This is a genomic window from Streptomyces sp. FXJ1.172 (assembly GCF_001636945.3).
GTDB lineage: Bacteria > Actinomycetota > Actinomycetes > Streptomycetales > Streptomycetaceae > Streptomyces.
The window spans coordinates 6,283,112-6,300,765 of sequence record NZ_CP119133.2 but is presented as its reverse complement, the minus strand read 5'-3'; the positions used below and the strand labels follow the sequence as shown (position 1 = coordinate 6,300,765).

Here is a 17,654-nt window from a genome sequence, read left to right as displayed (position 1 = left end):
GTAGCTTCCTCTGTGACTACGGGTGGTCTCGGCGCCGTCCGGGGCATTCGGGGCGCCAGGCATCGGGGTCAGGCCGCGGATCTGGCCACGACGACGGCCCAGACGATGTACAGGACGTTCACCGCCAGTCGAGCCGCGGCGCCGGCCGGCCGCTCCAGCAACCGGGGCCGGTCGGGCCGCGCATGTCGCACCGCGTCAACGTGGGACACCTGGTAGCAGGTGATCAGGAAGGCGGCAATCCAGCCTCCGACCGGTCTGCTGCGCGCAACCAGCACCAGCACACCCACGACGACCTCCGCGGCCCCGGTGACGGCCACGAGGAGCCGCTCCCTGCCAAGCCATGCGGGTACCAGCGTGCGGAAGTATTCGGGAGCCAGAAAGTGCATGACGCCCGTTACCGCCATGAACACGGCCAACCCGATGGCAGCGATAGCGTGCATGGCATGATGATCCGTTCGCCCCGGGCCTGGGAGCTTGAACAAAACGATCGCCGCATCGTCTTCGCCGCAGGCACCGAGGCGACGATGTTCGCCGAGTCCCGCCCCTTCCGCGTCTCCGAACATCGGATGCCCGTGTGGAAGACCGTGCTGCCGATCGGCGGCCACGCCGAACTCCTGCAGCCGGGACAGCGCATGGTGGCCGCGCCCGGGCTGATCGTTCCACCTCAGCTGTCCCACGTCTGTGCGGCCACATCGCCCTACGTCGCCTTGTTCATCGACTCCTGGCTGCTGCCCTCCGGCCCGGGACCGATACGACTCGAGGCAGGCGAGGTCCGCCGGCTGCTCGACGCGCTCGACGTGGCCGGCTCCGAGGGGCCCGGCACCCACGTGGATCTGGCCGCCGTATACGCCGAGCTGCGCGCAGTCGTAGGGCACCCGGCACCGCTCGATCCGAGAGTCGCCCACGCCGTTCACATGTGCACGATGTGCGATCCGGACATGCCCCTCGCTTCCATCGCCGACGAGGTCGGCCTGTCGGCACCACGGCTGCGGGCCTTGGTCCGGCAGGACTTGGGCATCGCGCTCGCTCACTTGCGGCGATGGGGCCGGCTCCGTACCGCGATCGCCAGCCTGCCGGACGGGGCTGCGGCCCTGGCTGCGGCCACCGCGGGCTTCGCCGACCAGGCCCACCTCACCCGTACGGCACGGGACTTCATCGGCCGTACGCCCGCCTCCCTGCGACCCAGCAGGTCCGCCTGACGGGGGTCCATGTCTTGCCATGCGAGCGCGGCATTCACCTACCTTGTGCGGGTCTCCGTCCTTCCCCGACCGGTGCCGGAGGAGCCATGACACCTGTCGAATGAGTGTGCCCGGCCGTTCAGCCGCTACCACCGGTCCGGTGGCTGGCGCGCACGCGGATGCCGAGGTCGCTGACCTGGTCCAGGTGGTTCAGCTTGTCGGGGTTGTTGATGGAGTGGATCGTCTGGATCCGGCCTTCGGCGATGCCGAGTCCCATGACGCCTACCAGCCGCTCCTGCGCGTCGTACGCCAAGGCACCGGCCTGGCCGTTGACTTCGGTGACGCGGATGCGTACGCCGTGGTGTGCGTACACGGAGAATCCTCGCAGGACGGTTTGGGCCACACGTTGCCGGCCGCCCACCGGTCGGCCGAGTGCCGGCACCTTGCCGCCGCCGTCGCCGTGCAGCGCCACGTCTTGAGCCAAGAGCGACTCCAGTGCCCGCAGGTCGCCCTTCTGGGCGGCGGCGAAGAAACTCTGGGCCAGTTCTTCTCGTTGCCGCTGCGAGACGTGGTAGCGCGGTCGGCGCTTGTCGAGGTGGTTGCGGGCCCGAGCGACCAGGTGCCGCGTGCTGTCCACGTCGGTCCCCAGGATGTCGGCGATCTCCCCGTACGGGTAGTCGAACACCTCGCGCAGCAAGAACGCGGCCCGTTGGCGCGGCGTCAGACTCTCCAGCAGCACCAAGAACGCCAGCGACAGAGTGTCGGCCATCTCGGCGAGGTCGCCCGGTGCCGGACCGGTGACCAGCGGTTCCGGGAGCCACTCGCCGACATAACTCTCCCGCCGTACGCGTGCCGAGCGGAGCTGGTCGATGGCCAGCCGGGTGGCCAGCGTGGCGATGTACGCCCGCGGCGAGGTGATGGGCTCATCCCGCTGCAGCGTCTGGTGCATCCGCAGGAACGCCTCCTGCACGAGGTCCTCGGCTTCGCTCACGCTGCCGAGCATGCGGTAGGCGACGGCGAAGGCGCGAGGGCGCAGCTCGCTGTACAGATCCGAGGCAGGCATACCGGGCTATCCCAATCCCTGCGTGAAGCCAATGCGCCAACTCGGGTACCGAAGCGTCCAGTTCAGCTCACGCTTGGCCTTCTCGCTGGAGATCCCGCGGGCCCGCGTCATGGTGTCCACTGCGGCCTTGCCGGCCAGTGGACGGACGAGCCACGCGGGAATGCGGCGCGGTGGTCTGGCGCCGAGTGCGCGGGCCAGTTCCGGCAGCCACACGTGTACCGGTGCCGGCTGGTCGTCGGCGACGTCGTAGATCCCGGGCTTGCCCCGTTCGATCGCTGCGACCGTGGCCGACGCGGCATCGTCAATGTGCACCAGCGACCACACTCCGCTACCGCCGCCGACGATCGGGAACTTCCGCTTGCGGATCTGCTCGGCCATGACGGCGTCCGGCGCGGCGCTCATAGCAGTCCCCGGGCCGTAGAGGCCGCCGTAGCGCAGCGCGATGCCCTCGGCCCAGTTGATGCCGGTCACCGAGTCCTCCAGGTGGCGCAGCGCGCTCACCGCCTCCGCGCCGTCGGCCGGCGGGTTCGGCTCGAGCCGGCCGCGCTCGTCGGTGACCGGGCCGCCGGTGCGTTCCATCCACAGGGCGTTGCTCTGGGCCACGAATCTGCGGGCGCCGACGGCGCGTGCGGCGGCGAGCAGATGGTCGGTACCTTCGGTGCGCAGCCGGTTGGTGGCGGCCGCCATCTGCTTCACGCTCTTCAAGTCGGCCGGTCCGCTCAGCGCGGTGAGTTGATGGACGATCACTTCGGGCTCGGCCTTGGCCACTGTGTCGGCCACCGAGTCGGGGTCGAGCGCATCAACGACGGCCGGCTCGGCGCCGAGCGCCCGCAGGGCATCGGTCTTGGCAGCCGAGCGGGTGGTGCCGACGACCTCATGGCCGCGCGCCACGAGTTGGGTCACAAGTCGGCTGCCGATGGCGCCGGTCGCGCCGGCGATCAGGATCTTCATGGCTCTCCGTTCGTCGTGCTGACACACAGGAGACGGGGCGCCCCTGCATCTCATGACCTGTTGTGATCCAGTTCACAAGGAGGTGCGGCGGTGTGCGAATGCGCTCGATGCTTCCCCCCAGGTCCACACCGCGGTGGCAACGACGGCAAGGGTGATGGTCGCGATCCCCGAAGCAGCCAGCACCTGCTGAGGCCCCATGGCGGTGCTGAGAGGACCGCCGAGCGCGGTGCCCACCGGGGAGGAGGTGAGAAGGGCGGCGCCCCGGGCGGCCAGGACCGTGGTCAGCCAGGCTGCCGGGGTGCGGTTCTGGAACAAGGTGAAGGACAGCGCCGTGAAGGGTCCGTAGATCATGCCGCCGAGCGCAAAGCACACAAGAGAGATACCGGCTGACACGCCCAGGCCGAAGGGCACAAGCATCAGGCCCCAACCGGCGACGATGCCCAGAGTGACCGGCCACAGCGGAAGCTTGCTCAACGCGCCAGCCGTCAGGCCGCCAAGGACGGCACCTGCCCCGAACAAAGTCCAGTACAACCCGAGCAGGCTCGCACCCGAGTGAAGGTCGTCGGTGACATGCAGCGGAAGCGCGACCTCCACCGGTCCATAGAGGAAGTTGAAGAACCACGTCAACGCGAGAACCCCGACAAGCTCAGGCTGCCTGCGCAACAAACGCAGACCGGCGGCCGATCGGCTGGTACCGATCGACGCAGCCGTCTCAGCCACCTTGCCTGCCTTGGCCACACCGTCCAGCCGACCGACCCGGACGGCAAGAATGGCGAAGGACACGGCGTCGAGGCCAATGATCCAGGCCGGGCTGACGACTGCCGCCAGGACTCCGGCAAGTGCAGGACCGACGACGACAGACGCCGAGGCGCTCGAACTGACCAGCGCATTCGCGGCAAAACGCTGATCCGGGGGAAGCAGCTGGGAAACCAGGGAGTACTTCCCCGCACCACCCCAGGCATGCAGCACCGACGACCCGGCAAGCAGGACGACATAAACAACCGGGTGCAGCACTCCCGCTGCCCAGGCCAACGGCACACAGCCCAGAAGCAACGCGCGAAGCCAACTGTCTGCGGCCAGCAACCGCCGAGGAGTCAGTCGGCGCAGCCACCGGCCGCAGACAAGCACCCCAGCGGCCCCGGGAAGGGCATAGGCGGCAACCGCGCCACCGACGACGAGCCCCGACTGGCCCGGAGGCGCAATCAGAACGGCTAACCACGCCACGGCGACCACACTCATCCCATCACCGACGTCGGAGGCCGCCAGGGCCGGCAAGAGCCGACGGAACTCAACATGAGCGAACAACGGCCGATACGTCGGCGGTAACAAGCGGGTTGTCGATGAAAGGGGCACCGAGTCAGACTTGTGGTTCAAGCGCGCTTGAAGTCAAGGGGGGATCAGTGCGAGAGCTGGGCATCCGTGACCTTGCACGGCAGGTCAAGATGCGGCCCTCGGCGTTGCGCTACTACGAGAGCATCGGCTTGCTGCCGACCGCCCGGCGAGTCACAGGCCGACGCGTCTATCCGGCCAGCACCCTGCGACGGATCGCCTTGATCAAAATGGCGCAGCGGGCCGGATTCGCCCTGGCCGAGATCCGCCAACTACTGGACACCGACGCCGACCGAGGCGCCACCAAGCAATGGCGCACTCTCGCACAGCGCAAGATCCCCGAACTGGACCAGTTCATCCAGGAGACGCAAGCCCTGCGGAACGCTGTCGCCGGCTGCCTCGCCTGTGGGTGCATGAACTTCGACAGCTGCCAGCTACTGTCCTCCGGCACGCCCGAAGACGACGCTTGAAAGGCCCTGCCACGTTGCCATGACGGGGTCGGATGATCTACGGATTGGGCCATGCCGAGAGGCTGGTCGTGTCGGATGGGGTGTGAAGCCGTTGGACGAACGGTCCTTCTTCAGCCGCCCGCGTCAGTTCCGGCACGTGGTGCACGGTGAGGAGTTCCGGTCGGGTTCGGGACCCAGGGTCTTTGCGTGTAGTCGATTCGTCCGGTTGGTCAGGGGATTCCGAGGGTGGCAGCCCCGGAGTGATCACCCTTGCACTGTCTGTGCCTGATCCCTGCGTCCCATCAGCGTCCCAACTCGGGAACTCACCAGCCGGACCAACAGCCCGCCAGGGTGTGCCCGGACCCCTGGACCCTTCCATCGCTGCATGTCAGGCGAGCGTCAACGCTCGCGCAGGGAACCATCGTCGAACTCGCGAGCAGCGGATTCAGTCCGTTGAGCCAAAGTCCTGAATCCGCACGCCCGCAGAGACGTTTCTGCAGGTCAGAGACCTGCGCAGTGGGGCGGGTGGGACTCGAACCCACGGCCGACGGATTATGAGTCCGCTGCTCTAACCGGCTGAGCTACCGCCCCATAGCGGCGTGTCGCGTACATGTGTGCGCGCCGTCTGCCGCAGCATAGCCGCTCATACGATCTCCTGCCTCGGATGGTCGGCTTCCGCGCTGCCCACGACCCTCAGGACAGCGACCTGGGCCGTGGCGGTTCCCGCGGACATGAAAAAGGACCCCTGAGGGGTCCTCGTTCAGCGCGCTCCCCCGACTGGACTCGAACCAGTAACCTGCCGGTTAACAGCCGGCTGCTCTGCCAATTGAGCTACGGAGGACCGAAGCTCCCCCGACTGGACTCGAACCAGTAACCTGCCGGTTAACAGCCGGCTGCTCTGCCAATTGAGCTACGGAGGATCGCCTCGATTGCATCGAACGTACCTACCTGGGTATTCGCCAGGGGGCGGGCGCTCGCTGCGACACATACATTAGCGCAAGCAGGGGGGTGCTCCGCCAATCGGTTCCCCCGGCGTCCCACGTCGCACCGCAGACCCAGACAAGGGAAGGGTGGCAGCCATGCGCTACCGGCTCACGTTCGTCGCCGGACTGGCCCTCGGTTACGTGCTCGGCACGAGGGCCGGACGCGAGCGGTACGAGCAGCTGAAGAAGGCCGCTCAGCGGATCTCGCAGAACCCGGCCGTCCGCAACACCGCCGAGACGGCCGCCCAGCAGGGCCGCCAGTACGCGGGCTGGGCCTTCCACACGTTCAGCGGCAAGGTCGGCGACCGGGTCCCGGAGAAGGTGACCCAGCGGGTCCGCTCCCTGCGGGAGCGCAACCTGGACGGCACGCCCGAGGACGACTGGGGCACCAGCAACACGTAGGCGGGCACAGACCCCTGCTTCCTTGAGCGTCCATGGTCCAAAACAACCGCAGGAATGCTGCAAAATTCTCGGCATGGGGATAGTCGCCGGGTTGGACAGCTCACCGGACTTCACACGCATCGTGGTCTGCGACACGGACACCGGAGCCGTGCTCAGGCAGGGGTACGCCCCGCATCCGGCGGAGGGTCGCCCCAGCGACATAGATCCGCAGGCCTGGCTGCTCTCCCTCGGCGAGGCCGCGGGGGGCGGCCTGCTGGAGGGCGTGCAGGCCATCGGCGTGTCCGCGCAGCAGAACGCCCTCGTCCCGCTGGACGCCCAGGGCAACACCGTCCGCCCGGCGCTGGTCGGCGGCGACAAGCGGGCGCAGGTCGCGGCGGCCGATCTCGTCGACGCGCTCGGCGGGCGCGGGGCCTGGGCGCAGGCCGTGGGGTGCGTGCCGCAGGCCGCCCAGCCCGTCACCAAGCTGCGCTGGCTCGCGAAGAACGAGCCCGAGAACGCCCGGCGCACCGCCGTACTGCTCCAGGCGCACGACTGGCTGGTGTGGCAGCTGCTCGGGCGGCCCGTGCGCCGGACCACCGATCGCGGCGGGGCGTCCTCGACCGGGTACTGGTCGGCCGCCACCGGCGGCTACCGGCCCGACCTGGTCGAGCTGGCCCTCGGGCACCAGGCGATGCTGCCGGAGGTGATCGGCCCGTCGGACGCGGCCGGCACGACCCCGGAGGGGCTGCTGATCTCGGCCGGGACCGGCGAGACCATGGCCGCCGCGTTCGGGCTCGGGATCGGGCTCGGGGACGCCGTCGTATCGCTCGGGGCCTCCGGGTCCGTGATGGCCGTGCACCCGGAGGCGCTCGCCGACCAGTCCGGGATGATCACCTCCCTGGCCGACGCCACCGGTATGCACCTGCCGGTCGTCACCACCCTGAACGCCGTACGGACCCTGCGCGGCACCGCCGAGCTGCTCGGGCTGCCGGATCTGGAGGGCCTGTCCGAGCTGGCGATGAAGTCGACGCCGGGGGCCCACGGGCTGGTGCTCCTGCCCTACCTGGAGGGGGAGCGGACGCCGCACCTGCCGCACACCGCGGGCACGCTCGCCGGGCTGCGGCGGGAGTCGATGAAGCCCGAGCATCTGGCGCGGGCCGCGTTCGAGGGCATGCTGTGCGGGCTCGGCGACGCGCTGGACGTGCTGCGCGGGCGGGGCGTGGAGGTGCGGCGGGTCTTCCTGCTGGGCCCGGCCGCCGAGCTGCCCGCCGTACAGGCCTCGGCGCCCTCGCTGTTCGGCGCGCAGGTCGTCGTGCCGCAGCCGGCGGACTACGCGGCGATCGGCGCGGCCCGGCAGGCCGCCTGGGCGCTCGGTGTGTCGCAGGGCACACTCGATCCGCGCACCCCGCCGGCCTGGCAGGGCGCGGCGGCGCAGGTGCTGGAGCCGGGCGACGAGCTGGCGGTGGGTCAGGCGGTACGGCAGCAGTTCACGGCCGTGCGGGAGCAGACCCATCCGGGTGCATTCCACTCATAAGGGGCGTAACACTGCGAAACCATATGGTCGTACGAGCTTCCGCACGCATGGCCGTACGCGCTCTTCCGCCGGTTAATCAGTTGAGGTAACGCGGGTGGAGTGTCGGACGATAGGGGCCAAGGGCAACCGAACCGCCCCTGTCGCCGACCCCGAGAGACGCAGCGTGCTCATACGACTCCTACGGGCCTATCTCAGGCCCTACAAGAAACCCATCGCCCTGCTGGTGCTGCTGCAGTTCCTGCAGACCTGCGCCACCCTCTACCTGCCCACTCTGAACGCGCACATCATCGACAACGGTGTCGTGAAGGGTGACACGGACTACATCCTGTCCTTCGGCGCCCTGATGATCGGCATCTCGCTGGCCCAGGTCGTGTGCAACATCGGCGCCGTGTACTTCGGTGCGCGCACGGCCGCCGCGCTCGGGCGGGACGTGCGTGGTGCCGTCTTCGACCGGGTGCAGTCCTTCTCGGCGCGTGAGGTGGGTCACTTCGGCGCTCCTTCTCTCATCACCCGTACGACGAACGACGTACAGCAGGTCCAGATGCTGGTCCTGATGACGTTCACGCTGATGGTGTCGGCGCCCATCATGTGCGTCGGCGGCATCGTGATGGCCCTCGGCCTGGACGTACCGCTGTCCGGGGTGCTGGTGGCCGTGGTCCCGGTGCTCGCGATCTGCGTCACGCTCATCGTGCGCCGGCTGCGCCCGCTGTTCCGGTCGATGCAGGAACGCCTGGACACGGTGAACCGGGTGCTGCGCGAGCAGATCAGCGGCAACCGGGTGATCCGCGCCTTCGTGCGCGACGAGTATGAGCACGGCCGGTTCGGGAAGGCGAACACCGATCTCACCGAGATGCAGCTGGCCACCGGCCGCATGCTCGCGCTGATGTTCCCGATCGTCATGACCGTGGTGAACCTGTCGTCGATCGCGGTCGTGTGGTTCGGCGCGCACCGCATCGACAGCGGCGGGATGCGGATCGGCGACCTGACGGCGTTCCTCGCCTACCTCATGCAGATCGTCATGTCCGTGATGATGGCCACCTTCATGTTCATGATGGTGCCGCGCGCGGAGGTGTGCGCCGAGCGCGTCCAGGAGGTACTCGGGACCGACTCGAGCGTGGTGCCGCCCGGGGCGCCCGTCAGCGAGCTGCGCGCACACGGCCACCTGGAGATCCGGGCCGCCGGCTTCCGCTATCCGGGGGCCGAGGAGCCGGTGCTGAAGTCCGTCGGCCTGGTGGCCCGGCCGGGTGAGACGACGGCCGTGATCGGCTCCACCGGCAGCGGCAAGTCGACCCTGCTCGGGCTGGTCCCGCGGCTGTTCGACGCCACCGAGGGCGAGGTCCTCGTCAACGGCGTGGACGTCCAGCAGATCGACCCGAAGCTGCTGGCGAGAACGGTCGGGCTGGTGCCGCAGAAGCCGTACCTGTTCGCCGGCACCGTCGCCACCAACCTGCGCTACGGCAACCCCGACGCGACCGACGAGGAGCTGTGGCACGCGCTGGAGGTGGCGCAGGCCAAGGACTTCGTGAGCAAGCTCGAGGGGGGCCTCGACGCGCCGATCGCGCAAGGAGGCACCAACGTCTCCGGCGGTCAGCGCCAGCGCCTCGCGATCGCCCGCACCCTCGTGCAGCGCCCGGAGATCTACCTCTTCGACGACTCCTTCTCCGCGCTCGACTACGCCACCGACGCGGCGCTGCGCGCGGCCCTCGGCCGGGAGACCGCCGAGGCGACCGTCGTCATCGTCGCCCAGCGCGTGGCGACCATCCGGGAGGCGGACCGGATCATCGTGCTGGACGAGGGCCGGGTCGTCGGCTCCGGCCGGCACCACGAGCTGATGGCGACCAACGAGACGTACCGGGAGATCGTGCTCTCCCAGCTGACGGAAGCGGAGGCTGCCTGATGGCCGGGCCCATGCGGATGATGGCCGGGCAGGGTCCCGACCAGCGCTCGATGGACTTCAAGGGGTCGGGCAAACGGCTCATCGGCCAGTTCCGGCCCGAACGGCTCACGATCTACGGCCTGCTGCTGTGCGTGGTCGTCAGCGTGGGGCTGAACGTGATCGGCCCGAAGATCCTCGGTAAGGCCACCGACCTGGTCTTCTCCGGCATCATCGGCCGGCAGATGCCGGGCGGCGCCACCAAGCAGCAGGTCCTCGACCGGATGCGCGCCCATGGCCAGGGCTCGGTCGCGGACATGCTCAAGAGCACCGACTTCACGCCCGGCAAGGGCATCGACTTCGGCGCCGTCGGAAACGTCCTGCTGCTCGCGCTCGCCATCTTCACGGTCGCCGGTCTGCTGAGCGCGGTGGCGACCCGGCTGGTCAACCGGGCCGTGAACCGCACGATGTTCCGGCTGCGCGAGCAGGTGCAGAGCAAGCTGTCCCGGCTGCCGCTGTCGTACTTCGACAAGCGCCAGCGCGGTGAGGTGCTCTCCCGCGCGACCAACGACATCGACAACATCGGCCAGACGCTCCAGCAGTCGATGGGCCAGCTGATCAACTCGCTGCTCACCATCATCGGTGTGCTGGCGATGATGTTCTGGGTCTCCTGGATCCTGGCGCTGGTCGCGCTCGTCACCGTGCCGCTGTCGGCGCTGGTGGCGACGAGGGTCGGCAAGCGCTCCCAGCCGCACTTCGTGCAGCAGTGGCGCACCACCGGCAAGCTGAACGCCCACATCGAGGAGATGTACACCGGGCACACCCTGGTGAAGGTGTTCGGCCGGCAGCAGGAGTCGGCGCAGCAGTTCGCCGAGCAGAACGAGGCGCTCTACGAGGCCGGGTTCAAGGCGCAGTTCAACAGCGGTGTGATGCAGCCGCTGATGATGTTCGTGTCCAACCTGAACTACGTGCTGGTCGCCGTGGTCGGCGGTCTGCGCGTCGCCTCCGGCTCGCTCTCCATCGGTGACGTCCAGGCCTTCATCCAGTACTCGCGGCAGTTCTCGATGCCGCTGACGCAGGTCGCGTCGATGGCGAACCTGGTGCAGTCCGGTGTCGCCTCCGCCGAGCGGGTCTTCGAACTCCTCGACGCCGGGGAGCAGGAGGCCGACCCGGTGCCGGGCGAGCGTCCGGCCGAGCTGCGCGGCCGGGTGCGCCTGGAGCACGTGTCCTTCCGGTACGACCCGGAGAAGCCGCTGATCGAGGACCTCTCGCTCACGGTGGAGCCCGGTCACACGGTCGCGATCGTCGGCCCGACCGGCGCGGGCAAGACCACGCTGGTCAACCTCCTGATGCGGTTCTACGACGTCTCGGGCGGCCGGATCACCCTGGACGGCGTCGACATCCGGAGGATGACCCGCGACGAACTGCGGTCCGGGATCGGCATGGTGCTGCAGGACACCTGGCTGTTCGGCGGCACGATCGCGGAGAACATCGCGTACGGCGCCCCGCGCGAGGTCACGCGTGGCGAGATCGAGGAGGCGGCACGGGCGGCGCACGCCGACCGGTTCATCCGCACCCTCCCCGACGGCTACGACACCGTGATCGACGACGAGGGCACGGGGGTCAGCGCGGGCGAGAAGCAGCTCATCACCATCGCGCGGGCGTTCCTGTCCGACCCGGTGATCCTGGTGCTGGACGAGGCGACGAGTTCGGTGGACACCCGCACGGAGGTCCTGATCCAGAAGGCCATGGCCAAACTGGCCCACGGCCGTACCTCGTTCGTCATCGCGCACCGGCTCTCCACGATCCGGGACGCCGACACGATCCTGGTGATGGAGAACGGCTCGATCGTGGAACAGGGCGCGCACGCCGAGCTGCTGGCGGCCGACGGGGCGTACGCCCGGCTGTACAAGGCGCAGTTCGCGCAGGCGGTCGCCGAGGTGGACTGACCGGGCGGGGGCCGCCCCTCCCGGGCGGCCCCCGCTCAGTCCAGGTATCCCCGCAGCTGGTCCGCGAACGCGTGGTCGCGCAGCTTGTTGAGGGTCTTGGACTCGATCTGCCGTATCCGCTCCCTCGTCACGCCGAAGATGCGCCCTATCTCCTCCAGCGTGCGGGGGCGGCCGTCGGCGAGGCCGTAGCGGAGCTGGACGACCTTGCGCTCCCGCTCCCCCAGGGTGGACAGGACGGCCTCCAGGTGCTCCCGCAGCAGCAGGAAGGCGGCCGACTCCACCGGGCTCGCGGCGTCGCCGTCCTCGATGAGGTCGCCGAGGGCGACGTCCTCCTCCTCGCCGACCGGGGCGTGCAGGGAGACCGGCTCCTGGGCGAGCCGCAGCACCTCGCTGACCCGTTCGGGCGGCAGGTCGAGGTGCGCGGCGACCTCGTCGGACGTGGGCTCGTAGCCCCGCTCCTGGAGCATGCGGCGCTGCACGCGCACGACCCGGTTGATCAGCTCGACCACATGCACCGGGACGCGGATGGTGCGGGCCTGGTCGGCCAGCGCCCGGGACATGGCCTGGCGGATCCACCAGGTGGCGTACGTCGAGAACTTGTAGCCGCGGGCGTAGTCGAACTTCTCCACCGCCCGGATCAGGCCGAGGTTGCCCTCCTGGACGAGGTCGAGCATGGTCAGCCCGCGCCCGACGTACCGCTTGGCGACCGAGACGACGAGCCTCAGGTTGGCCTCGATCAGCCGCCGCTTGGCCATCCGGCCCATGACGACGAGCCGGTCCAGGTCGAGCGCCAACTGGCTGTCCAGGTCCGGGGTGTTGCCGAGCTTCTCCTCGGCGAACAGGCCGGCCTCGACGCGGCGGGCGAGTTCGACCTCCTCGGCGGCGGTGAGCAGCGGGATGCGGCCGATCTCGCGCAGGTACTGGCGGAACAGATCGGCGGAGGGACCGCTGGTGTCGGCGCGGGCGGCGGCGGGCGCGTCGGCTGGTTCGTCGGGTTCCTCGGACTCGTCCGTGAGCGCTTCGGCCGGCGGTTCGGCCGGCTCGGCGGCCGCGGTCTGCGGGTGCAGGGCGCCGCGGCTCTGCGGGGGTACGGCGGCCACGAGGACGTCCGGCTCGGCGTCCGGCTCGTCCGCGGTGGTGCTGGTGGTGCTGGTGGCACGGGTGGCGCTGTCGGTCTGCGTGAGGGTCTGGGTCTGCACGGGGGCGACCTCCAGGATGATCGCTGCCGGACGTGTGCGGCAGCGGTACTTCGGGGGCGGAGAGTCGACGGCCTGCGCTCCGAGGACTCGGGCACCGTCCCCAGTGTGGGGTACGACACATCCCTGCCACGAGGGGCGTGCGGTGACTTTTTGCGTTCGCTTCGTGACCGGACGGATACTCAGCCCGCTACAGCGCCTCCGCGCCCCGGGTCTTCAGGGACTGGTCGTACTGCTGCAGGACCCACAACTCGTTGTGCACGGCGGCCAGTTGGGCCGGGTCGCCGCCCGCTTCCAGGCGGCGGGCGGTGATCTGGATCTCCTGGACGCGGCGCTCCACGGCACGGCGGCGGACGGTCACGAGCTGCTCGCCCGCGTAGTTCTCGTCCACGGTGCGGCGCATGATCGCCTCCACGGCCAGCTCCGTGACCATGGCGCGGACCGTGTCGTCGGGCGCGGCCTCACGGACCCGCACCAGATACTCCTGGCTGTCCTTCACGCCCAGCTCGGCGCCGCCCGCGTCCAGGATGGCCTGGCGCACGGCGGCGTAGGGGGCGGCGGTGAACTCGTCCACGCCGTAGGCGTCGAAGGCCGGGGAGACCAGCTCGGGACGCTGGAGGGCGAGCTTGAGCAGTTCGCGTTCGGTGGCGTAGATGGGGTTGCGCAGCTGGAGCGCGGGGCCCGCGGTGGCGGGCCGGGCGGCGGCCTCGTACGACTGCGGGCCCGCCGGGGCCGGGGCCCTGCCGCCGCGCTCACGGGCCCAGCGGGCCAGCTGCGCGACGCGTTTGACCACGAACTGGGTGTCGAGGATGCCGAGCAGACCGGCCAGTTCGACGGCGACCTCGTGCTGGGCGCCGCTGTTCTTGATCCGGGCGACGACGGGCGCCGCCTCGTCCAGCGCGGCGGCGCGGCCCGCCGGGGTGTCCAGGTCGTAGCGGCTCACGATCTGGCGCAGGGCGAACTCGAAGAGCGGGGTGCGCGGCTCGGTCAGGTCCGCCACCGCCTCGTCGCCCTTCGCCAGGCGCAGCTCACAGGGGTCCATGCCGTCCGGCGCGATCGCGATGTACGTCTCGGCGGCGAACTTCTGGTCGTCCTCGAAGGCGCGCAGGGCGGCCTTCTGACCGGCCGCGTCGCCGTCGAAGGTGAAGATCACCCGGGCCGAGCCGTTGTCCATCAGCAGGCGGCGCAGGATCTTGATGTGCTCGCTGCCGAAGGCCGTACCGCAGGTCGCGATCGCGGTCGTCACACCGGCCAGGTGGCACGCCATGACGTCCGTGTAGCCCTCGACCACGACCGCCCGGCTGGCCTTGGCGATGTCCTTCTTCGCCAGGTCGATGCCGTACAGGACCTGCGACTTCCGGTAGATCGCCGTCTCGGGCGTGTTCAGGTACTTCGGGCCGTTGTCCGACTCGTACAGCTTGCGGGCGCCGAAGCCGACGACCTCGCCGCCGATGTCCCGGATGGGCCACATCAGGCGGCCCCGGAAGCGGTCGATGGGGCCGCGCCGGCCCTCCTGGGAGAGGCCGGAGAGGATCAGCTCCTTGTCGGTGAAGCCCTTGCCGCGCAGATAGCGGGTGAGGTGGTCCCAGCCCTGGGGGCTGTAGCCGACGCCGAAGTGGACGGCGGCGGACTGGTCGAAGCCGCGCTCGGCGAGGAAGACCCGGCCGGTCTCGGCCTCGGGGCCGGTGGCGAGCTGCTCGGCGTACCACTGCGCGGCGATCTTGTGCGCCTCGACCAGGCGGATCCGCTCGCCACGCTGGTGGGCCGGGTTGTACCCGCCCTCCTCGTAGCGCAGCGTGATGCCCGCCTGGGCGGCGAGGCGCTCCACCGCCTCCGAGAAGGAGAGGTGGTCCACCTTCATCACGAAGGTGATGGTGTCGCCGCCCTCCTGGCAGCCGAAGCAGTGGAAGAGTCCCTTGCTCGGACTGACCTGGAAGGACGGCGACTTCTCGTCGTGGAACGGGCACAGGCCCTTGAGGTTGCCGCCGCCCGCGTTGCGCAGCTGGAGGTACTCGGAGACCACGGCGTCGATCGGGACCGCGTCCCGTACCGCCTTCACGTCCTCGTCGTTGATCCGTCCTGCCACGCGTGAATTCTACGTGGGGCGGCCGGCGGCCTTGATGGTCAGGAGGTGAGGCCGTCCAGCGGTACGTGCGGGTCGGCGAGGGCGTCGGGGTCCACCTGTTGCCGGGAGCGGATCAGCTTCTGGATCCCCTCTGTGACGTCCCACACATTCACGTTCATCCCGGCCAGCACGCGTCCCTCCGCCAGCCAGAACGCGATGAACTCCCGCTTGCCGGCGTCGCCCCGGATCACCACCTGGTCGTACGACCCCGGCGGCGCCCAGCCGCTGTACTCCATCCCCAGGTCGTACTGGTCGGTGAAGAAGTACGGGATCCGGTCGTAGGTCACGTCCTGGCCGAGCATCGACCGCGCCGCCGCCGGGCCGGCGTTCAGCGCGTTGGCCCAGTGCTCCACGCGCAGCGGGGTGCCGAAGAGGGCGAGCGGGAAGTTCGCCACGTCGCCGGCGGCGTAGATGTCGGGGTCGGAGGTGCGCAGCCGCTCGTCCACGACGATGCCGCCGCCGTGCGCCCGGTCGGCGATCTCCAGGCCCGCCGCCTCCGCGAGGCCGGTGCGGGGCGCGGCGCCGATCGCCGCGAGGACGTCGTGCGCCGGGTGTTCCTCGCCGTCGTCGGTACGGGCCGCGAGGACCATGCCGTCCTGGCCGACGATCTCGGTGAGCCGCCGCCCGAAGTGGAAGCGGACGCCGTGCTCGCGGTGCAGCTCGGCGAAGACGCCGCCCAGCTCGGGGCCGAGCACGTGGTGCAGCGGGGTGGGCTCCGGGTCGATGACCGTGACCTCGGCGCCGTACTCGCGGGCCGCCGCCGCGACCTCCAGGCCGATCCAGCCGGCGCCCGCGATCACCAGGTGCCCGTTGTCCCGGCCGAGGGCGGCGAGGACACCCTTGAGGCGCTCGGCGTGCGCGAGCCGGCGCAGGTGGTGCACGCCCGCCAGGCCGGTGCCGGGGATGTCGAGGCGGCGCGGCTCGGCACCGGTGACCAGCAGCAGCTTGTCGTAGCGGACGAGGGTGCCGTCGTCGCCGTAGCGGACCGTCTTCGCCGCACGGTCGATGCGGTCGACGAACTGGCCGAGGTGCAGCTCGATGTCGTTCTGCGCGTACCAGGCGGGCTCGTGCACGAAGACGCTGTCGCGCTCCTCCTTGCCGAGCAGGTAGCCCTTGGACAGCGGAGGCCGCTCATAGGGGTGGTCGCGCTCGTCACTGATCAGTATCACCCGGCCGGTGAAGCCCTCCGCCCGGAGCGTCTCGGCCGCCTTCGCGCCGGCGAGACCGCCCCCGACGATGACGAATGTCTGATCCGCGTCGACCACTTGATGCCTCCTCGTAAGGGTGCCGCCATATGCGAGCCTCCCGCACCCGGCGGGCTGCGGGAAGAGGGAGTGACCCGATCAGGCCACGACCGGTCACGTTCCGCTCACATATGCCCCGTCAGTCTCGCGTGCAGGGACAGCGCGGAGGCGTCGGTGAGGGAGGCGATCTGGTCGACGATCACCCGCTTGCGCGCGTGGTCGTCGCCTGCCCCGTCGAACAGCGCCCGAAACTGCGGATCAAGCCCGTCCGGCGCGCGGGCGGTGAGTGCCTGCGCCAGTTCCGCGACGATCACCCGCTGGTCCGCGCGCAGCCGCTCCTGCTCGGCCCGCTGCATCACATACCGGTCCGCGACCGCCTTGAGCACCGCGCACTCCATGCGGGCCTCGCGGGGTACGACGAGTTCGGCGCCGTAGCGGGTGAGCCGGCCGGTGCCGTACGCGGCGCGCGTGGCACCCTCGGCGGCCAGGCAGAACCGGCCGATCAGCTGGCTCGTGGCGTCCTTCAGGCGGGCCTGGGCCACGGCCGTGCCGTCGTAGCCGTGCGGCCACCACTCCTCGTCCTGGAGCCGGTCGAGGGCGGCGGCGAGTTCGCCCGGGTCGGTGCGGGCGGGGACGTAGCGGCCGACGGCGACCTCGAAGACCGCCCGCCGCTCGGGCTCGGCGTACAGGCAGTTGGGGTCGATGTGCCCGGCGTGCAGGCCGTCCTCGACGTCGTGCACCGAGTACGCCACGTCGTCCGACCAGTCCATGACCTGGGCCTCGAAGCAGGTGCGGGTGCCGGGGGCGTGCGCTCTGACCCAGTCGAACACCGGGCGGTCGTCCTCGTAGACGCCGAACTTCCGTGACGCCGGGTCGGTGGGGTGGGCGCCGCGCGGCCAGGGGTACTTGGTGGCGGCGTCGAGGGTGGCGCGGGTGAGGTTGAGGCCGACGGAACCCTCCGGGGTGAACCGTTTGGGCTCGATGCGGGTGAGGAGCCTGAGGGACTGGGCGTTGCCCTCGAAGCCGCCGCAGTCGTCCGCGAAGTCGTTCAGCGCCTGTTCGCCGTTGTGGCCGAAGGGCGGGTGGCCGAGGTCGTGGGCCAGGCAGGCGGCCTCCACGAGGTCGGGGTCACAGCCGAGGGCCGCGCCCAGTTCCCGGCCGACCTGGGCGCACTCCAGGGAGTGGGTGAGCCGTGTGCGGGGGCTGGCGTCCCAGGCCCGGGCGCTGCGCTGGCCCGGCGTGACGACCTGGGTCTTGCCGGCGAGGCGTCTGAGGGCGGCCGAGTGGAGGATGCGGGCACGGTCGCGCTGGAAGGCGGTGCGGCCCGGGCGTTTGTCGGGTTCTGGGGCGTAGCGCTCGATCGCAGCCGGGTCGTAGCTGAATGCGGTGCCTTCCATTC

At 70.1% G+C, this 17,654-nt stretch carries 13 protein-coding genes, 3 tRNA genes and 1 pseudogene; 6 read left to right on the top strand and 11 right to left on the bottom strand.

The genetic code is table 11. From position 1 onward, the window contains the following. Nucleotides 1–68 precede the first annotated feature (68 nt). The gene (locus A6P39_RS28240) at nucleotides 69–440 is read right to left on the bottom strand and encodes a MauE/DoxX family redox-associated membrane protein (RefSeq protein ID WP_067039374.1); all 372 of its coding nucleotides are present in this window, start codon (nucleotides 438–440) and stop codon (nucleotides 69–71) included. Nucleotides 441–443: 3 nt separating this feature from the next. Between A6P39_RS28240 and A6P39_RS28235 the strand changes: the two genes are divergently transcribed. Further along, on the top strand, nucleotides 444–1,199 hold the full coding sequence (locus A6P39_RS28235) for a helix-turn-helix domain-containing protein (RefSeq protein ID WP_234378705.1): 756 nt from the start codon (nucleotides 444–446) through the stop codon (nucleotides 1,197–1,199). A 118-nt stretch (nucleotides 1,200–1,317) separates the two neighbouring features. Here the strand turns inward: A6P39_RS28235 and A6P39_RS28230 are convergent, their stop codons facing one another. The 3 genes from A6P39_RS28230 to A6P39_RS28220 all read right to left on the bottom strand — a co-directional run bounded on the left by A6P39_RS28230 (nucleotide 1,318) and on the right by A6P39_RS28220 (nucleotide 4,545). Then, the gene (locus A6P39_RS28230; RefSeq protein WP_067039373.1) at nucleotides 1,318–2,241 is read right to left on the bottom strand and encodes an RNA polymerase sigma-70 factor; all 924 of its coding nucleotides are present in this window, start codon (nucleotides 2,239–2,241) and stop codon (nucleotides 1,318–1,320) included. 6 nt (nucleotides 2,242–2,247) lie between these two features. Beyond that, nucleotides 2,248–3,192 (bottom strand): NAD-dependent epimerase/dehydratase family protein, encoded by a 945-nt coding sequence (locus tag A6P39_RS28225; protein ID WP_067039372.1) that lies wholly within the window; start codon nucleotides 3,190–3,192, stop codon nucleotides 2,248–2,250. Between the two features lie 72 nt (nucleotides 3,193–3,264). Beyond that, nucleotides 3,265–4,545: an MFS transporter gene (locus tag A6P39_RS28220; RefSeq protein WP_199840664.1), complete on the bottom strand. Its 1,281-nt coding sequence runs from the start codon at nucleotides 4,543–4,545 to the stop codon at nucleotides 3,265–3,267. Between the two features lie 47 nt (nucleotides 4,546–4,592). Here A6P39_RS28220 and A6P39_RS28215 point away from each other — a divergent pair, with 47 nt between their 5' ends. Continuing rightward, nucleotides 4,593–4,991, top strand: coding sequence for a MerR family transcriptional regulator (locus tag A6P39_RS28215; RefSeq protein ID WP_067039371.1), 399 nt, complete (start codon nucleotides 4,593–4,595; stop codon nucleotides 4,989–4,991). Nucleotides 4,992–5,487: 496 nt separating this feature from the next. On the opposite strand, the gene A6P39_RS28210 is transcribed toward A6P39_RS28215, so the two are convergent. The 3 genes from A6P39_RS28210 to A6P39_RS28200 form a co-directional block, all read right to left on the bottom strand. Then, a tRNA-Ile gene (locus A6P39_RS28210) sits at nucleotides 5,488–5,561 on the bottom strand. 177 nt (nucleotides 5,562–5,738) lie between these two features. Next, nucleotides 5,739–5,811: transfer RNA gene (locus A6P39_RS28205), tRNA-Asn, on the bottom strand. A 6-nt stretch (nucleotides 5,812–5,817) separates the two neighbouring features. After that, nucleotides 5,818–5,890: transfer RNA gene (locus A6P39_RS28200), tRNA-Asn, on the bottom strand. 159 nt (nucleotides 5,891–6,049) lie between these two features. Between A6P39_RS28200 and A6P39_RS28195 the strand changes: the two genes are divergently transcribed. The 4 genes from A6P39_RS28195 to A6P39_RS28180 all read left to right on the top strand — a co-directional run bounded on the left by A6P39_RS28195 (nucleotide 6,050) and on the right by A6P39_RS28180 (nucleotide 11,690). Next, a complete protein-coding gene (locus A6P39_RS28195; protein ID WP_067039370.1) occupies nucleotides 6,050–6,355 on the top strand; it encodes a hypothetical protein in 306 nt (101 codons plus the stop codon). 73 nt (nucleotides 6,356–6,428) lie between these two features. Beyond that, complete coding sequence (locus tag A6P39_RS28190) at nucleotides 6,429–7,868, top strand: xylulokinase (protein ID WP_067039369.1); 1,440 nt, start codon at nucleotides 6,429–6,431, stop codon at nucleotides 7,866–7,868. A gap of 163 nt (nucleotides 7,869–8,031) precedes the next feature. Beyond that, a complete protein-coding gene (locus A6P39_RS28185) occupies nucleotides 8,032–9,765 on the top strand; it encodes an ABC transporter ATP-binding protein (protein WP_067039368.1) in 1,734 nt (577 codons plus the stop codon). Beyond that, on the top strand, nucleotides 9,765–11,690 hold the full coding sequence (locus A6P39_RS28180; RefSeq protein ID WP_067039367.1) for an ABC transporter ATP-binding protein: 1,926 nt from the start codon (nucleotides 9,765–9,767) through the stop codon (nucleotides 11,688–11,690). The genes A6P39_RS28185 and A6P39_RS28180 overlap by 1 nt, the downstream gene beginning before the upstream one ends. Before the next feature lie 35 nt (nucleotides 11,691–11,725). Here the strand turns inward: A6P39_RS28180 and A6P39_RS28175 are convergent. From A6P39_RS28175 to A6P39_RS28160, 4 genes and pseudogenes are all read right to left on the bottom strand, one after another. Then, a pseudogene (locus A6P39_RS28175) lies at nucleotides 11,726–13,010 on the bottom strand (RNA polymerase sigma factor). 66 nt (nucleotides 13,011–13,076) lie between these two features. Next, nucleotides 13,077–14,972, bottom strand: a complete 1,896-nt coding sequence (dnaG, locus tag A6P39_RS28170) for a DNA primase (RefSeq protein WP_067039365.1) — start codon at nucleotides 14,970–14,972, stop codon at nucleotides 13,077–13,079. 38 nt (nucleotides 14,973–15,010) lie between these two features. Then, nucleotides 15,011–16,276, bottom strand: coding sequence for an NAD(P)/FAD-dependent oxidoreductase (locus tag A6P39_RS28165; RefSeq protein WP_067039364.1), 1,266 nt, complete (start codon nucleotides 16,274–16,276; stop codon nucleotides 15,011–15,013). Between the two features lie 104 nt (nucleotides 16,277–16,380). Beyond that, the gene (locus A6P39_RS28160; protein WP_067039363.1) at nucleotides 16,381–17,652 is read right to left on the bottom strand and encodes a deoxyguanosinetriphosphate triphosphohydrolase; all 1,272 of its coding nucleotides are present in this window, start codon (nucleotides 17,650–17,652) and stop codon (nucleotides 16,381–16,383) included. Between the last annotated feature and the right edge of the window lie 2 nt (nucleotides 17,653–17,654).

Excerpts from the sequence above, each read along its gene's own strand:
- A6P39_RS28240 (WP_067039374.1), bottom strand. The coding sequence starts at position 440 with ATGCACGCTATCGCTGCCATCGGGTTGGCCGTGTTCATGGCGGTAACG.
- A6P39_RS28235 (WP_234378705.1), top strand. The coding sequence starts at position 444 with ATGATGATCCGTTCGCCCCGGGCCTGGGAGCTTGAACAAAACGATCGC.
- A6P39_RS28230 (WP_067039373.1), bottom strand. The coding sequence starts at position 2,241 with ATGCCTGCCTCGGATCTGTACAGCGAGCTGCGCCCTCGCGCCTTCGCC.
- A6P39_RS28225 (WP_067039372.1), bottom strand. The coding sequence starts at position 3,192 with ATGAAGATCCTGATCGCCGGCGCGACCGGCGCCATCGGCAGCCGACTT.
- A6P39_RS28195 (WP_067039370.1), top strand. The coding sequence starts at position 6,050 with ATGCGCTACCGGCTCACGTTCGTCGCCGGACTGGCCCTCGGTTACGTG.
- A6P39_RS28190 (WP_067039369.1), top strand. The coding sequence starts at position 6,429 with ATGGGGATAGTCGCCGGGTTGGACAGCTCACCGGACTTCACACGCATC.
- A6P39_RS28180 (WP_067039367.1), top strand. The coding sequence starts at position 9,765 with ATGGCCGGGCCCATGCGGATGATGGCCGGGCAGGGTCCCGACCAGCGC.
- A6P39_RS28160 (WP_067039363.1), bottom strand. The coding sequence starts at position 17,652 with ATGGAAGGCACCGCATTCAGCTACGACCCGGCTGCGATCGAGCGCTAC.